This window comes from Acinetobacter sp. YH01021 (assembly GCF_013420255.1).
GTDB lineage: Bacteria > Pseudomonadota > Gammaproteobacteria > Pseudomonadales > Moraxellaceae > Acinetobacter.
The window spans coordinates 1-16,289 of the sequence record NZ_VOYO01000035.1; the positions used below are offsets into that span (position 1 = coordinate 1).

Consider the following 16,289-nt stretch of genomic DNA (forward strand, 5'->3'; position numbering starts at 1 on the left):
GTAGAGGAATAGCTACTCGATATGACAAGCTCAAAAGAAATTATCAAAGTTCTGTTGCTTTAGCCTGTATATTTTTATGGCTACCTTTATAGGGTTAATTATGAACAGTAAATGTCAACAGACCCTAGATATTTGATCACTATATAAATTTTAGATTTAAATAATTCTACTTGGCCGAAAAATAAGGTTTTATTTTTTAAATATATTTCAACCAACTCATTTTTTTTAATATTTAATCTAATCAACTAAAAATGGCTTACATCCAGTTAATGAATGTAAGCCATTATTAAAACTTAGTTTTTACCCGTATGACCAAAACCGCCAGCACCGCGTTCAGTCGCTTCGAATTCATTCACCAGATCGAATTCAGCTTGTACCACAGGAACCAACACATACTGCGCCAAACGTTCACCTGGCTCTAAGCTGAATGCCGTCTGACTACGGTTCCAAACGGATACCATCAATTCACCCTGATAATCAGAATCAATTAAACCTACCAGGTTACCCAACACGATCCCATGTTTATGGCCCAAACCCGAACGTGGCAAGATCAGACCAGCAAATGCAGGATCTTCAATATAGATTGCTAAACCAGTTTTTACCAAAACCGTTTGGCCTGGTTCAATGATTGTGGTTTCTGCAACACACGCACGCAAATCCAGCCCCGCTGAACCTGTCGTAGCATAAGTCGGTAATGGCCATTCCTGACCAAGACGCGAGTCAAGGACTTTCACCTGAACTTTCATGTATTCATTCCTGTTGTTTCATTTAAAATAAGAGCAAGTCTTGTACCTTATCGTTTGATAAGATTACGCAAATTATCAAGATAATGTTGGGCTTGTAATTTTGGATCGATGTTACCGGCCAGCTTTTTCTTGCGGCCTAACCATTCCAGCTCATCTTCTGGTAATTCATCCAGGAAACGGCTTGGGGTCATTTGCTTCATCTGCCCACCGGCCTTGCGCTGTTCTGCCAGAGTAATGGTCAGTCCCTGACGTGCACGGGTAATCCCCACATACATCAGACGGCGTTCCTCTTCGACCGTTTCTGCAGCGATCGAGTTTTTATGTGGCAGAATTTCTTCTTCCAGCCCGATCAGATAGACATAAGGAAATTCCAGACCTTTAGACGCATGCAAAGTCAATAAATTGACTTTATCGGTGTCCTCTTCTTCCTGCTGCTGCTCGAGCATGTCCAGCAGCACCATTTTACGAATCACACTTTCAATATTTTTTTCATCAACATCTTCAGCGCGGTTAATCAGGCTTTGAATGCTGCTATAGAGCACTTCGATATTGTCGAGCTTGGTCTTTTCCTGCGCTGGTGTGGCTGCAGTTTCCTTGATGTAATCGATATAACCGGCTTCAATCATCATCTGGCGGATAATTGGCACTGGTTCATCATCATCCAGTAAATTGCGGGTAAAACCCTCAATAAAATCGGCAAACTCAGCCAATTGAGTCGTGGCCTTTTTCGGAATCGCCATGGTCAGACGCTGATCCGCAGCCGCAGCCAGAAGCGACAGATTATTTTCCTGAGCAAATAGACCGAGCTTTTCCAGCGTTACCGGACCAATTGCCCTTTTTGGCGTATTGATAATTCGTAAAAATGCACTGTCATCTTCAGGGTTAATGATCAAGCGTAAATAGCTCATCATGTCCTTGATTTCGGCACGTGCGAAGAAGGACTGTCCGCCAGATAATTTATACGGAATCTGCATCTGACGTAGATGGGTTTCTAAGATACGCGCCTGGAAATTGCCGCGGTACAACACCGCATAATCTTTCCAGCTTTTACCGTTCATCAATTTATGCGTGATCAGGTCTTTGACCACGCGTTCTGCTTCGTCATCATCATTGCGGCAGGTAATCACACGGATCACTTCACCATGGCCTTTGTCCGACCAGAGTTTTTTATCAAAAATATGCGGATTATTACCAATCACGGTGTTGGCTGCTTTGAGAATACGACTGGTCGAACGATAATTCTGTTCCAGTTTGATCACTTTCAGATTAGGAAAATCCTGCTGCAACAAAGCCATATTTTCCGGTTTAGCCCCACGCCAGGCATAAATCGACTGATCATCATCGCCTACGGCGGTGAACTGTCCCATCACACCAACCAGTAATTTCACCAGAATATACTGTGCTGTGTTGGTATCCTGATATTCATCCACCAGCAAATAACGTACCCGGTTTTGCCATTTGTCACGGACTTCGGCATTTTCCTGCAACAAGCGCGTCGGCATCACAATCAGGTCATCAAAATCCACGGCGTTATAAGCGCGTAAATTACGTTCATATAATTGATATAAATGCGCAAACTGCACATCTTCGGCAGTTTCACAGGTAGTATGTGCCTGCTCGGGTGGAATCAGATCATTTTTCCAGTCCGAGATCATTTTCATGGCTTTGGCAATCAGTTCTTTGCTTTCTGCACCGGATAAATTGTCACGCTGCATCAGATCCATCAGAATGCGTTTACAGTCGTCAGCATCCAGAATCGAGAAATTATTTTTCAGTGGGGTATGTTTCAACTCCAGGCGCAGCATATTCAGGCCAAAAGTATGGAAGGTCGAAACTGAAACGCCTTTACTTTCTTCACGCGTCAACAATTTGCTGACACGCTCTTTCATCTCACGTGCTGCCTTGTTGGTAAAAGTCATCGCAGTAATACGATGTGCGGGAATCCCGCAATGCTTGACTAAATACGCGATTTTTCGCGTGATCACTGAAGTCTTGCCTGAACCCGCTCCTGCAAGTACTAACAAGGGTCCTTGAGTGTATTTCATGGCTTCAAGTTGCTTGTCATTTAACTGACTGGCGAGTGACATATGGCTTCCTCTTCTAGATTCGGCTCCGATTATAGTCATCTCTGCGTCAGTTGCCTAATTTAAAATACGATTAATCAGATCAATATTCAGATATAAAAAAACCACCCGAAGGTGGTTTTTTCTTAAGCGTTCAAGAATTATTGAACTGCATATACCGCGATTTCTACACGACGGTTTTGCTCTTTACCTGCGGCAGTTGTATTGTCTGCAATTGGGTTCGCTGAACCTAAACCTTGAGCATTAATACGTGTACGTGAAACACCTTGGCCTGCCAAGTAAGTCGCTACAGAGTTTGCGCGTGCTTGAGACAATGGCAAGTTAATTGAGTCATTACCCGTGCTGTCTGTATAACCAGTTACAAGGATACCGCTCTTGTTATCTTCAGTTAATACTTGCGCCACTTTGTTTAAAGTGCCATAGAAGTTTGGTTTGATATTTGATTTGTTGGTATCAAATGTAATGCTGCCTGGCATCACAAGGTTAATCGAACCATCTGCATTACGGTTAACGTCTACGCCCGTACCCGCTGTTGCTTGACGTAATTTTTTCTCTTTGTTATCAAGATACACACCCGCTGCACCACCAACAACAGCACCAATCGCTGCTGCACGGTTATTTTGACGGCTGGTATTCGCATTGCCTTTAGAAACACCGTAACCTGCTGCAGCACCAATTAAAGTACCTAGAGCAGCTTTATCATATTCCACACCACCGATGTTATTACCAGTTGATTGACAACCTGTAAGTGCTACGGCCCCTGCTACAGCTGCTGAAATGACTAGTGCACGCATCGCATGACTCCTTGTTGTATGCTTTGTTGTTAAGCGAGATAATGATTTAAATTGAATGGGCTAACCATTGAATTTTTGTTAATAATAAATCGTTTAGTAATATTTTGTAATGTTTATATGTAACTAAAACCAAGTAGTTCGTCACAATATCTTCATAGTTTCCTGTTTAGGCTTTTTTATTTGCCTAACTGTCTCTATATTACTCAAAATATGAAAAAATTTAAGTGATTAATCTCTGGGGACTGTTTGGATATGTCATCGAATAGCAACAAGCAACCGACTTTAAAAAAACTGGCGCGTGGCCTGACGGTCACATCCGTCATGACGGGCAGTACTTTTTTTCATGGTCCCCCGGTGCTGGCCTTGGGTTTAACCAAACTTTTTAAAAAATCCGCAAAAGTGGATGAAACCAATATCAAGATTACCAACAGCTGGTTAGGGGTCAATAATTGGCTGATTGAGCATGTGCTGAAAAACACGCAATGGCAAATCAGTGTAGATGAATCACTGGATTTGAATATGCAGGGACGTTATTTGATGACCTGTAATCATCAAAGCTGGGTCGATACTACTGTCAATCAGTACTTCGGTCTGACCCGTATGCCCCTGACGCGCTTCTTTACTAAATGGGAACTTATTTTTATTCCTTTTGTCGGTCAGGCTTTTAAAATCTTAGGCTTCCCGATGATGAAACGGCATAGCAAGGAACAGATTGCCAAAAACCCTGCGTTGAAATATCGGGATATGGAAGAAGCACGTAAATCCTGTGAGCAGCTGATCAGTCAGCCTTTTACCCTGTTAAATTATCTGGAAGGCACGCGCTTTACCCAGGAAAAGCATGATCAGCAGCAGTCTCCCTATACACATTTACTGAAACCTAAAGCCGGTGGTCTAGCATCGGCGCTCAGTATTCTCGGCGATAAAATTGATGCGCTGGTCGACATGACCATTGTTTATCCTGACGGTATTCCGGGCTATGGTGAATTTTGGTTAGGTGAAGTGCCACGTATTGCGGTAAATTTAAGAAAAATTGATATTCCAGACTGGGTACTGGGCGGCAATTATGAAGATGATGCTGAATATCGTGCACGTTTTCAAAAATGGATTGATCAAATCTGGACTGAAAAAGATCAGCTCATCGCACAAATGCAGCAGAACTTTGCCCAAGCCCCGGTCGGATCTGTAACCGAGTAATTATGAAGAACGACAACCCGGACATTACCTCCAGCTCATTTAAATTTGTTCGTAAAGGAACCTGGGGCTGGAAAATTGCACTGATTTACGATATTTTCATGATGGTTCTGATCATCATCAATCTGTTCTGTCTCAGTGCTAACGCCATTTTAATGAGCGATTTTGGGCAGTGGTTGTTTGACTTCATTCGTTTACCGGAAATCTTGCAGTTTTATAAAAGTGATTTACGCCCTTGGGTGATCATTACCGAGGGCTGGTTTACCACCTTCTTGGTCTGTGAATTACTGGCACGCTGGGTCATCGCGATTGTCCTGCGTCATCATCGACGCTGGTGGTTCTTCCCTTTTGTGCACTGGTATGAAATTTTATCTATTATCCCTCAGCTACGTTTCCTGCGCCTGCTGCGTGCGGTTGCGATTGGCTACAACCTGCATAGCCATGGTTATAAAGTAATTCCCAATCGTTGGTATCGCCAAGGCAACTTTTATTACAACATGCTGATGGAAGAGCTTTCCAGCCGGGTGGTACTTACCGTACTGGATGGTATCAAGCGTGAACTGACCACAAGCACATCACATAAACAGTTAATTGATGATTTGGTGGAACATCACCGTAAATTACTGGCCATTGCTTTGGCAGATATCTTGCAAGAATCTTTGGGTAAGGAATTACAATCACAACGTTCCATGATCGCTAAAAATGTAGGGCAAGTAGTCAATCAGGCGATTGAAGATACTCCAGAACTTACTCAGCTGCTGCGTCTGATTCCAATTGTGGGCAGCCGGATTGAACAGCAAATTCAAAGTATTGGTCAACGCTTGGGCGAAAATATTACTCAGGGCCTGATTGAGCCGTTTACCCATACAGGTACAAAAGAAAATCCGACTTTTACCCTAATTTCAGATAAAATCAGCCAGATACAGATTGAACATAATCCACATATTGATAAATTGGTTGAATCGGCTGTTTTTGAAACACTTGAAGCGATCCGAAAACAGGTAAAAGTCAAACAGTGGCAACAGATTCTAGAAGAACATGAGCAAAATCAGAGCTCAATAGATAAGTAAAGTTTAAAGTACAGAATCAGATCAATCCGTCCGGTTCTGTTCGCATAAAAAAATAACTGAGATCGCTAGAGAATTACTGCAATTTGTTCTAGGATTTGCACTATTTACAACATTGCTTCGACACAAAACCAGCACGTCAGAAGTATTTAAGGAAGAATTATGGCTGATATACGGATAAAAGGCAGAATGGTCAATGCGATACGCATTAGCCTAGATACCAATGATCATGATGCAATCCGCCAGCAACTTAGCCCAAAACTACAAGCAGCATTTCCACCCGGCACTTTGGCAGTCATTGAAAGTTCAGTTGAACAGGAACTCATTGCGCTAATTCAACTATTAATCAGTCTGGATGTACAGCCTATGGCTGTTACTGAGGGTTTACTTGGAGATCAGGCGCGCGCCATTCAGTTCCCGGTACTGCCACCTGATCGCCAGTTAGAAGAAATTAAAGCCACCAAAGAACAGGTCGTGGAAGTTAAACCAGAACCTACAGCGGTGAATGATAATCAAGCACCTGCTGCTCCGATCGTCGCGCATATCACCTCATATCATGATGAAATCCTGCGTACCGGCCAATGTATCGTGCAGCATAATGGCGACATTATTATTAATGCCGGTATCAACAGTGGCTCAGAAGTGATTGCTTCAGGCAATATTCATGTTTATGGCAGCGCACGTGGTCGGGTCATTGCGGGTGCGGGTGGCAATACTGCAGCACGCATTTTCTGTCATAGTCTCGAAGCAGAACTGATTTCAATTGCAGGAACCTATTGTGTGGCGGATGATATTCCACCGCATGTAGTTAAAAAATCTGTGCATATTTACTTGAATGATCAACTAGAGCTTGTATTTGAAGCTCTACAATTTTAATGTATAAATAAACACCAAAAACCCCATTTTAAACAGGGTATTTGAACCATAACAGGAGTGGATTCGGTGGCGAAAATTGTTGTCGTAACGTCAGGCAAAGGTGGTGTAGGTAAAACTACAACGAGTGCATCTTTTGCAACAGGTTTAGCCCTACGCGGTCACAAAACTGTTGTTATTGATTTTGATGTAGGTTTACGTAACCTTGATTTGATTATGGGCTGTGAACGCCGTGTAGTTTATGATTTTGTGAATGTTTTAAATAACGAAGCACGATTACAACAAGCACTGATTCGCGATAAAGATATTGAAAATTTATATATTTTACCTGCATCACAAACACGTGATAAAGATGCCTTAACCGATGAAGGTGTTGCTCGTGTAATGGATGAGCTTTCGCAGGAATTTGATTATATTATCTGTGATTCGCCTGCCGGTATTGAGCGTGGTGCCATTCTGGCCATGTACCATGCGGATGAAGCGATCATTGTGACCAACCCTGAAATTTCTTCAGTCCGTGACTCTGACCGTATCATTGGTATGCTCGATAGCAAAACAAAAAAAGTAGAACAAAACGAAGGTCGCATTCGTAAGCATCTGTGTATTACCCGTTTCAATCCGGAACGTGCCGATAAACAGGAAATGCTGACGATTGATGATATTTCTAAGGATATTTTACGTGTACCGACCCTAGGTGTTATTCCTGAGTGTCCAAGCGTTTTACAAGCATCAAATGAAGGTAAGCCAGTGATTCTTTTCACTGAGGCTTCAGCGGGTCAGGCTTATGATGACCTGGTGGCGCGTTTCCTTGGTGAAGAGCGTCCTTACCGTCATATTGAGGTAAAACCTAAGGGCTGGTTAGCACGACTATTTGGAGCGTAGACATGGCAGGATTCTGGAGTAAACTTTTTAGTGGCGAGGATAAACCATCAAGCGCACGGACTGCTAAAGACCGTTTGAAGGTGATCGTTGCATCCGAACAAGGCTTGGGTCGTCGCTTGAGCCAGGACAAAATTGACCAGATGAAAACTGAAATCATGCAGGTGGTCAATCGTTATGTTCGCGGTGTCGATGAACAGCATATTCAAATGCAGGTTCGTTCTGAAGCCAATATTGAAATGCTTGAAATGAATATCAATTTACCTGAAGAACGATAATCTGATTTTTGATTGGTCAAGTAAATTGATTCAAGGCAAAATATGAGAGTGGTAGAAATAGTAGTTTAGCTATATTCCGCCCACTTGAAGCATAGCTTCAAGTCTTGCGACTAGGCAAAGCAGTGCTTTGCTAATCTAGTCTCATATTTTGCCTTTTTTCATGCCGAAAAAACTACATTAGATCAAGGAAATTGCGATGGCATTATCTCAACCAGCGACCTTTAACGAAGAATGGTCAGATGAGCGTGTATTTGCCTATTTAAATCAGCTTCCTCCTGCAGGTGTTAATGCTGATTTTCACGTGCTGTATCATGCTTTCAAGCATATGCGTCCATTCGATTATGAACGCCTGTTGACGAAATTTGTCGCTGATGGCCGTGATGTCAATGCAACCAATCCGGAAGGACAGCGGATTCATGACGTGATTGCCACTTTCCCGCGTCAAAGTGCCGAGTTTCTGGATGTATTAGCGAAGTTTGCCTGAGTCAAAAATACATAAAAAAGCCTGCTTTGAAAGCAGGCTTTTTTATTGAAGATACACTGAAACTAAACCAGAATCTCGCGTTTGCCGTTGGCCCCCATGCCGCTGACAATGCCATTTTCTTCCATCTGGTCAATGATCCGCGCAGCACGGTTGTAGCCCAGACTGAATTTACGCTGTAAGGATGAAGTGGAAGCCTTACGGGTTTCTAGTACAAATGCCACACACTGGTCATATAACGCATCGCGATCTGATCCACCGTCGCCACCATCTTCAAAACCGCGACCCGATGGCTCTTCATCAAACGGTGTCAGGATCTCGTCGACATAATTTGGTGAACCACGTTCACGCCATGCATCGCAGATCCGGTTGACTTCGTCATCGGCAATAAAGGCACCATGTACACGCTCAGGTTCGATTTTACCCGGGCCGAGGAATAGCATGTCACCGTGACCGAGCAAGTCCTCTGCACCACCCGCATCCAGAATAGTACGCGAGTCGATCTTGGAGTTAACCCGTAGCGCGACACGTGTTGGAATATTGGCTTTGATCAAACCGGTGATCACGTCCACCGATGGACGTTGGGTCGCAAGCAACAGGTGAATACCGGCAGCACGTGATTTTTGTGCCAGACGGGTAATCATCTCTTCAGCTTTCTTACCGACCTGCATGATCATATCCGCGAACTCATCCGCGACAATCACAATGGAAGGCAATGGCGTCAAACGCGGCGCACGTTCACCCACAACAGAATCGCTGGCTTTCCAGGTTGGATCGATCAGGTCTTCACCATTGGCAATCGCCTCTTCCACCTTGCGGTTATAGTCGCTTAGTTTACGGATTTTCAAGAAAGACATCAGCTTATAACGACGTTCCATCTCATTGACACACCAGTTCAATGCGCTGACCGCATCTTTCATATCGGTGACTACAGGCGTCAACAAATGCGGAATATCATTATAGTTCGCCAGTTCCAGCTGCTTCGGATCGATCAGAATTAAACGCAATTCATCTGGGGTATATTTCAGCAACATCGATAAAATCATCGAGTTCACCGCCACCGATTTACCTGAACCCGTGGTCCCTGCCACCAGCATATGCGGTGCTTTACCCAGATCAGCAATCACCGGATTACCGGAAATATCCTTACCCATTGCCATGGAGAGGATGCTATTCGGATCAGTGAAGGCTGGAATGGTCAAAAGTTCGATCAAACGGACCATTTCACGGGTACTGTTTGGTACTTCAATTCCGATATACGGCTTGCCCGGAATGACTTCAACCACACGTACCGATGCCATCGACATCGAACGTGCCAGATCTCGGGAAATATTGGTCACTTTAGAAGCTTTTACCCCTGGTGCCAGATCCAGTTCAAAACGTGTCACGACTGGGCCTGGCTGTGCTTCTACCACCTTGGCTTTGACGTTGAATTCTTGCAACTTGATTTCAAGCAATTCAGATAAACGTGCCAGCTGCTCTTCGGTAAAATTCACTTTTTTATTTGGATCAACTTCATCCAGTAAATCTAGCCCTGGAAGCGGCGATAAATCTTTACGGCGCTCTGCCACCTGCATGGCACGTGACATCGGACGGCCTGAAGCATCAGTTAAAGGTGCATCAAAATCAAACTCGTCTTCATCCTGTGGCTTGCCAGCCGTTTCTTGCCAGGCTTCTACAAATTCTTCTTTAGATAAAGCCTCGCGTACTGCTGCATGAGTTGCAGAAGGAGGAGATACTGGTTGCTCTATACCCTGATGCTGAATTGGTGCCTGTACAAATGCAGAAGATTGGGCATAGCTTGATGCACGTACTGGTGGGCTTGGCTCATCTTCTTCAATCAGCAAATCACCCAGGTCATCCAGATCGGCCTGTAATGCGCTATTTTTCACGACATGTGCAGTCGCCATAGATGCCATGACAGGTGCAACATTGGTCATGTCTTCCACAATTCTTACTGTCTTTTCGGCTGACGCTGTATTGAATGGACTATGCACATCGGTCGCAGTTTTACCTTGCGGAACTGCAGCCAGAAGTTCATCAAAGATTTCATCATCATCCCAGTCCAGGCCTGTATGTGAAGTCGATGCGGTTCTGGTATGAGCATGAGTCTGTGCTGCAACAGATTGTGGAGCAGCTATATGTGAGACTGGAGAATCAAGCTGTTCTTCTTCGGCTGCTTTGAGTAAGGCATCAATATCCTGTTTATGCCGCTGATCTTCATTTGAATGTAAGGCACGCCATACCTCGCCTGTGGCTACCACACGATCCGGCTGTTGAGGCACTTGCTGTACTTGCTTAAATGTCTCGACTGGCTCAGCAGCCTGCTGCTCAGCTTCAGAAATATCATCAAAAAACTGCGGTTGTTGTGATTCTTTATCGGCAAAATCATCAAATAAGCGTTCAGCCACCTGATCACGTACCACCGGATCTATTTCTACCAGTTGATGCTCAGGCGCAGGTGTTACTGCAACCGCTACTTTTTTTGCACTAATGACTGGCTCTTTTTTGGCGACAGGTGCAGTCCGATCAAAATCAGACATGCCTTCAGGCACATTACGGTAGAACAGGTCTTGTAGATAAGCAGGCGTTGCTTTGAGGCTGCTCCAGGTCTTGTTCCACTTCACCCCAAAAGCCAAGGTAAATAACACCACCCAAAGCACAAACAAGAAGAATGCTGCACCATAGACTGTCAGCAGTTGTTCCAGACTCTGACCTAATTCATAGCCAATAATACCGCCGGAAGAATTATCCAGCGTATCAGCAGGAACTTGCCAGAATAAAAACAATAGCGCTGAGGTGGTCAGTAACAGGAAGAATTGCGCAGCATAGCGAAATGGCCGGTTCAGGAAGCTGCGCGGCCACCAGACCTGAATTGCTTCCATAAACAGATAGACAGGAATCAGCAGACTTGCCCAACCAAGGAAGCCAAACAAAAGGTCTGCAATCCAGGCACCCGCTACCCCACTGGCATTCGAAACGGTCTGCGTATCACTGGAGATATGCATCCACCCCGGATCAAATGGCGTATAGGTCACTGTTGCAAGAAACAGATAAATCCCAAATGAGACTAAAAATAATGTCATTACTAAGCGCTGTGCATAGGCACTCGACACCGCTGTCATATACTGTCCTGTAACCAATTCTTCATGAATATTCTTTTGCTTCAATGCTTGAAAAAAGCGACGCAATAAAATGTATATTATGCACCTGTTCTGTGAAAAAAGATGCACTATTGTGCAAGCACAATGTTACTTATGCTATATAGCCCAAATCGATTTCAATGATCAATAATATCGACTTTAATCTCACACCACTGTTATACAGTTTCACGTATAATTCAATAAATTTCTAAATAAAAAAGGATACAGCTGATGAGCGCACGTCACTCACGACTGATTATTTTAGGTTCTGGCCCTGCAGGCTATAGCGCAGCAGTATATGCAGCGCGTGCAAACTTGAAACCTACCCTGATTGCAGGCTTGCAACTGGGCGGTCAGCTGACCACGACGACTGACGTCGATAACTGGCCGGGTGATCCCGAAGGTTTGACTGGTCCCGCATTGATGGAACGTATGCAGGCACATGCAGAGCGTTTTGGCACTGAAATCGTGTATGACCATATCAATGAAGTGGATCTTAGCCAGCGCCCGTTCGTGTTAAAAGGCGATATGGAAGAATTCACCTGTGATGCCCTGATTATCTGTACCGGTGCAACTGCCCAATACCTCGGTCTGGAATCTGAAGCAGCCTATATGGGTCAAGGTGTCAGTGCTTGCGCAACCTGTGATGGTTTCTTCTATAAAAACCAGAAAGTAATGGTCGTAGGTGGTGGTAATACTGCTGTTGAAGAAGCGTTGTATTTATCTAACATTGCTTCTCACGTGACTCTGGTTCACCGTCGTGATTCCTTACGTTCCGAAAAAATCTTGCAAGATCATTTATTTACCAAAGAAAAAGAAGGCAAGATCAGCATTATCTGGAACCATCAGGTCGATGAAGTACTCGGTGATGCACAATCTGGTGTGACCTCAGTTCGTATTAAATCAACGCAAGATGACTCTACTCAAAACATTGATGTGACGGGTATGTTTGTGGCGATTGGTCACAAGCCAAATAGCACCATGTTCGAAGGCCAGTTAGAACTTCGTGACGGCTATATCCAGGTGCAAAGCGGTACTGCAGGTAATGCAACACAAACGTCGGTACCGGGTGTATTCGCAGCCGGTGATATTGCAGACAGCATTTATCGTCAGGCGATTACTTCTGCGGGGTCAGGCTGTATGGCTGCACTGGATGCGGAAAAATATCTTGATGCGATGGGTAAACTAGACTAAGCAGCAAGAATAAAAACGCCGTCCATTATGGGCGGCTTTTTTATTGCTAGAATGAGATGATGATTTATCTATAGATTTATATCGGGTCTGCCATGTCTTTACTTCCTCCCTCAGAATTCATTTTTCCCAATCCGGTCGAGGTTGATCCTGAAGGTGAAGGCCTGATTTGTATTGGTGCAGACCTCTCCCCTTCCACACTTTATGAAGCCTATACGCATGGATTATTTCCCTGGTTTTCAGAAAGTGATCCGATTTGCTGGTGGAGTCCGGAACCACGCTGCATTATTCGCCCCGAAGATTATCATCCGAGCAAATCCCTGCTACGTAATATGAAAAAGCAGGACTATAAAATTACGGTCAATCATGCTTTTGAAAGAGTGATTCGTTCCTGCTCCCTACCTCGTGCTTATGCAGACGACACCTGGATCAGTGAAGATATTATCGCAGGCTATTGCGACATGTTTGACGCAGGATATAGCTATAGCATTGAAGTCTGGGATGAAGATCGCGTCGTGGGTGGACTTTATGGTGTGACCATCGGTCAAGGCTGTTTTGGTGAATCCATGTTTAGTACGCAAACCGATGTTTCTAAAATGGCTTTCTATACTTTAATGCTGATTGGACAGGAAAATAAACTACCCTGGATCGACTGCCAACTGGTGAATGATCACCTGTTAAGTCTGGGTGCCTGCACACTTTCTCGCCAAGCTTATCTTAATTCTTTACAAGATATTGTAAAAAAGCCTGCGATTGATTGGAAAAAGTATCAGGAAGGTGTATTTTCAAGTAAAACAATAGCGCAAAACGCGCGCTTAAGTGAATGAAAATAACAGAGGGTAGTTGTTATGAACTCTTATCAGCCAAAGGCCCTACTGAACGATTTACAGTATTATATTACGCCGCCGCATGATTGTAGCTATTTGCCCAACAAGTCGGCGCGCATGGTTTTTCTGGATCCTGCACATCGAATTGATGTAGTAACTTTATCAGAACTCTCACGTACCGGTTTCCGCCGCAGTGGTGATTTCGTCTATCGGCCCGAATGTCATCTGTGTCGTCAATGTCTGTCTTCGCGTGTACCCGTTGCTGAATTCCGCATGAACAGTTCACAAAAAAAAGCCTGGAAACGGAATCAGGATCTGGTGATGAAAATTACCAGTCCAGAGCACGCCGGTGATCTACATTATGCGCTGTATGAACGCTATATCAATGAACGCCACTCAGATGGCGACATGTTCCCACCCACTCGGGATCAGTTCGAAAAATTTTTATTACAAAGCTGTGCCGACAGCTTCTTTCTAGAATTATGGCAAGGTGAGCGTCTAATCAGCGTTTCCACCTGTGACCTGCTGGATGATGGCATCTCTGCCGTCTATACCTTCTTTGACCCAGATGAAAATCGCCGCTCACTTGGTGCTTTTGCAATCTTGAAACAGATTGAACATGCACAAAAGCTGGGCTTACAATTTATCTATCTGGGATATTGGGTGCCACATTCCAACAAGATGAATTACAAATCTCAGTATCTGCCACTGGAACTCTTGATCGATGGACAGTGGCGACGCCTAAATCACGCCCTGAGTGCCACAGAGATTCAGCACTTGGGAAACTCATTAATGACGACCTTACCTAGCGGATGGAATCACCAAATTATTAAATAAAGTCGTCAATCTCTATTTAAACAGACTGGCAAAATCATCCGTGCATGCTTTCACCATAATGATGGCATGTTCACGGCTTCCGTTACTGTTAGGATAATAATTCTTGCGCAGATCAATCTGATGAAAGCCTGATTTTTCATAAAGCTTGATCGCAGCCTGATTACTCTCGCGCACTTCCAGGAAAATCTGCACCGGATTATTTTTGAGCATGGCTACTGAAGCCTCCAGCAATTGATAGCCCAAGCCTTGGCCTTGCTGTGCCGGATCAATTGCCATCAGTAATAAATTGGCTTCATCCAGCACCGGCTGTAAAATACAAAATCCGGCCACCTGCCCTTGCACTTCAATCACGGTACTTTGATAAGCCGTTACAGCATCTTCGAACTGTTTTAAAGTCCAGGGATGTGATTGAACTGATTTTTCAATATTTGCAACGACTTCTACATCCGCTGCTTGCATTAAACGAATCATCTTCGTTCATCTTATATAGAATCAACCTCCGCATTATAGAAAGTTCATGCAAAAAATCGAGCAAAAAAAAGAGCGATTTAAGTCGCTCTCCAATCTTCAGTTCTGTCACAAACCCAATTTGGCTTTCCAGGTCGCCAACAGTTGATCTGTATGATGATCATTCGGATGGAATCCCGGTTTAAAATACATCAGCATTTCTTTCGCCATACCCGCAATGACACCTTTAGAAGGACTATAGGCATAGGTATAAATGGCTTTTAAGGACTCAAGATTAAACTGCTGATCCTGTTTGAGCAATCGTGCAAGGAAATAGCTTTGCACCACAAATAAGGTGGCCATTGCGATGACCAAGGATGAAGTACGCAGTGCATAGGCTTTTAGGCCTTTGCCAAAAACTCCTTCAAAGACATCATAAGCCACTGCCTTATGTTCATTTTCCTCGATGGCATGCCATAACCACATGGTTTTCATGGTTTCATCTGTCATCAATTCCTGAATGTGGCTATTGGTCAAAAGCTGTGAGGCAATGGTTGCAGTGAAATGCTCAAGTGCCGTGGTTGCAGTCAAATCTACCATTTCTTGGGTAATTCCCACAGGCTTACCCAGTTTAGCCATGACTTTACGTGTCGTTTGAATGACTTTATCGGTATAACGATCAAGCGTCTCGACATCATATCCATGTTTTTGCGCAGAAGCATTAAAACCGATATGCCCGTGAGTATGCATCGCTTCCTGACCAATAAAAGCGGAAATTTCTTTTTGTAATGCTTCATTATTGGCAATTGCAGGATGTTTACGCACCGCACGGACTGAATCTATAAAAAACTTTTCTCCCGCTGGAAATAGCGCAGATAATGCCGTCATAAAATGAGTGAGACCTGCTGAACCATTCATCCAATATTCCGGTACAGCATCAAAATCAAAGTTCATACGACGAACTGGAAAACTTGCACCCGCACGATTTGTAATATTTACTTTCGCATTCATGTGACCACTCCCATCAGGCCAATCCAGACCCGAAAATGTAATATTCATATTCTTATCTGTATATTACGTGGTAATTTTTTTTTACATAAGTGCAGTTTAGGTCAAGCCAATATCAGATAAGGACAGCTTTTAAAATCATTGTCCGACAATCTATTTTTAGTTTTATAAAAAGTTTGAATCAAAAAAAAGCGCCTCAAAGAGGCGCTTTTCTTACACAATCAGCGATTATGCAGTTACTTTAGCAACTACACCAGCACCCACTGTACGACCGCCTTCACGGATCGCAAAACGTAGACCTGGGTCCATTGCGATTGGGTGGATTAGCTCTACTGACATCTCAACGTTGTCACCAGGCATAACCATTTCCACGCCTTCTTTAAGCGCGATCGCACCAGTTACGTCCGTAGTACGGAAGTAGAACTGTGGACGGTAACCGTTAA

At 43.9% G+C, this 16,289-nt stretch carries 15 protein-coding genes and 2 pseudogenes; 10 read left to right on the forward strand and 7 right to left on the reverse strand.

Annotation, left to right across the window (positions count from 1 at the left end):
• Nucleotides 1–92 (forward strand): annotated as a pseudogene (locus FTT86_RS14635) (IS5/IS1182 family transposase); the annotation flags it as partial.
• A gap of 201 nt (nucleotides 93–293) precedes the next feature.
• On the opposite strand, the gene dut reads toward FTT86_RS14635, so the two are convergent.
• The 3 genes from dut to FTT86_RS14650 all read right to left on the reverse strand — a co-directional run bounded on the left by dut (nucleotide 294) and on the right by FTT86_RS14650 (nucleotide 3,624).
• Nucleotides 294–746, reverse strand: a complete 453-nt coding sequence (gene dut / locus FTT86_RS14640; RefSeq protein ID WP_004646127.1) for a dUTP diphosphatase — start codon at nucleotides 744–746, stop codon at nucleotides 294–296.
• A gap of 47 nt (nucleotides 747–793) precedes the next feature.
• Nucleotides 794–2,833 (reverse strand): UvrD-helicase domain-containing protein, encoded by a 2,040-nt coding sequence (locus FTT86_RS14645; protein WP_004730583.1) that lies wholly within the window; start codon nucleotides 2,831–2,833, stop codon nucleotides 794–796.
• A gap of 137 nt (nucleotides 2,834–2,970) precedes the next feature.
• Complete coding sequence (locus FTT86_RS14650) at nucleotides 2,971–3,624, reverse strand: OmpA family protein (RefSeq protein WP_004646124.1); 654 nt, start codon at nucleotides 3,622–3,624, stop codon at nucleotides 2,971–2,973.
• 252 nt (nucleotides 3,625–3,876) lie between these two features.
• On the opposite strand from FTT86_RS14650, the gene FTT86_RS14655 reads away from it, so the two are divergent.
• The 6 genes from FTT86_RS14655 to FTT86_RS14680 all read left to right on the forward strand — a co-directional run bounded on the left by FTT86_RS14655 (nucleotide 3,877) and on the right by FTT86_RS14680 (nucleotide 8,396).
• Nucleotides 3,877–4,818 carry an acyltransferase gene (locus FTT86_RS14655; RefSeq protein ID WP_164543262.1) on the forward strand — a complete coding sequence of 314 codons (942 nt, stop codon included), beginning with the start codon at nucleotides 3,877–3,879 and terminating at the stop codon, nucleotides 4,816–4,818.
• Nucleotides 4,819–4,820: 2 nt separating this feature from the next.
• The gene (locus FTT86_RS14660; protein ID WP_180181424.1) at nucleotides 4,821–5,885 is read left to right on the forward strand and encodes a preprotein translocase subunit SecA; all 1,065 of its coding nucleotides are present in this window, start codon (nucleotides 4,821–4,823) and stop codon (nucleotides 5,883–5,885) included.
• 159 nt (nucleotides 5,886–6,044) lie between these two features.
• Nucleotides 6,045–6,758: a septum site-determining protein MinC gene (gene minC / locus FTT86_RS14665; RefSeq protein ID WP_114541550.1), complete on the forward strand. Its 714-nt coding sequence runs from the start codon at nucleotides 6,045–6,047 to the stop codon at nucleotides 6,756–6,758.
• Between the two features lie 66 nt (nucleotides 6,759–6,824).
• A complete protein-coding gene (minD, locus tag FTT86_RS14670) occupies nucleotides 6,825–7,637 on the forward strand; it encodes a septum site-determining protein MinD (protein ID WP_004646120.1) in 813 nt (270 codons plus the stop codon).
• Between the two features lie 2 nt (nucleotides 7,638–7,639).
• Nucleotides 7,640–7,912: a cell division topological specificity factor MinE gene (gene minE, locus FTT86_RS14675; protein ID WP_004279256.1), complete on the forward strand. Its 273-nt coding sequence runs from the start codon at nucleotides 7,640–7,642 to the stop codon at nucleotides 7,910–7,912.
• A gap of 196 nt (nucleotides 7,913–8,108) precedes the next feature.
• Entirely contained in the window at nucleotides 8,109–8,396 is a 288-nt protein-coding gene (locus FTT86_RS14680) for a PA4642 family protein (protein WP_004279254.1), read from the forward strand.
• A 62-nt stretch (nucleotides 8,397–8,458) separates the two neighbouring features.
• On the opposite strand, the gene FTT86_RS14685 is transcribed toward FTT86_RS14680, so the two are convergent.
• On the reverse strand, nucleotides 8,459–11,518 hold the full coding sequence (locus tag FTT86_RS14685) for a DNA translocase FtsK (protein WP_180181425.1): 3,060 nt from the start codon (nucleotides 11,516–11,518) through the stop codon (nucleotides 8,459–8,461).
• A gap of 249 nt (nucleotides 11,519–11,767) precedes the next feature.
• Here FTT86_RS14685 and trxB point away from each other — a divergent pair, with 249 nt between their 5' ends.
• From trxB to FTT86_RS14700, 3 genes are all read left to right on the forward strand, one after another.
• Nucleotides 11,768–12,730 (forward strand): thioredoxin-disulfide reductase, encoded by a 963-nt coding sequence (trxB, locus tag FTT86_RS14690; protein WP_164543259.1) that lies wholly within the window; start codon nucleotides 11,768–11,770, stop codon nucleotides 12,728–12,730.
• Nucleotides 12,731–12,822: 92 nt separating this feature from the next.
• Nucleotides 12,823–13,554, forward strand: a complete 732-nt coding sequence (aat, locus tag FTT86_RS14695) for a leucyl/phenylalanyl-tRNA--protein transferase (protein WP_180181426.1) — start codon at nucleotides 12,823–12,825, stop codon at nucleotides 13,552–13,554.
• A 21-nt stretch (nucleotides 13,555–13,575) separates the two neighbouring features.
• Nucleotides 13,576–14,391 carry an arginyltransferase gene (locus FTT86_RS14700; protein WP_180181427.1) on the forward strand — a complete coding sequence of 272 codons (816 nt, stop codon included), beginning with the start codon at nucleotides 13,576–13,578 and terminating at the stop codon, nucleotides 14,389–14,391.
• 12 nt (nucleotides 14,392–14,403) lie between these two features.
• Here FTT86_RS14700 and rimI read toward each other — a convergent pair whose 3' ends face one another.
• The 3 genes and pseudogenes from rimI to FTT86_RS14715 form a co-directional block, all read right to left on the reverse strand.
• A complete protein-coding gene (gene rimI / locus FTT86_RS14705) occupies nucleotides 14,404–14,862 on the reverse strand; it encodes a ribosomal protein S18-alanine N-acetyltransferase (RefSeq protein ID WP_180181428.1) in 459 nt (152 codons plus the stop codon).
• 105 nt (nucleotides 14,863–14,967) lie between these two features.
• Nucleotides 14,968–15,849, reverse strand: coding sequence for a metal-dependent hydrolase (locus FTT86_RS14710; RefSeq protein ID WP_180181429.1), 882 nt, complete (start codon nucleotides 15,847–15,849; stop codon nucleotides 14,968–14,970).
• 225 nt (nucleotides 15,850–16,074) lie between these two features.
• Nucleotides 16,075–16,289: pseudogene (locus FTT86_RS14715) on the reverse strand (elongation factor Tu); the annotation flags it as partial.